General features: G+C 56.5%; 1 pseudogene. It reads right to left on the bottom strand.

Annotated features, from left to right (window positions below):
* Window positions 1–248: pseudogene (locus KVT28_RS25945) on the bottom strand (EamA/RhaT family transporter); the annotation flags it as partial.

The raw sequence follows: 248 nt of genomic DNA, 5'->3' as shown, positions 1-248 counted from the left end.
TGCGCAGGGGGCCATTACCCGCCAGCAGACGGAAATAAATAATGTAGGCCAGCGCGGTACAGATAAACCCAATCACCAAAATAGAAGCCCACACTTCCGGGATTTGCCAGCTGCTGGCGGGCGTTTGCGGAGCACTAAAGGCAAAGTCCGGCAGTAAAAACAGCGATGCACCCAATTGGCTGCCAAAAGCCACTTTGGTGGCTCCCAGTCCGCCGCGTGCACCAATCCAGCGCTTGGTCAGGAAACCG

This window comes from Pantoea sp. GbtcB22, assembly GCF_019091025.1.
Classification (GTDB): Bacteria; Pseudomonadota; Gammaproteobacteria; order Enterobacterales; family Enterobacteriaceae; genus Pantoea; species Pantoea leporis.
The sequence above is the reverse complement of the archived record's forward strand: the minus strand, read 5'-3'. Positions and strand labels throughout refer to the sequence as shown.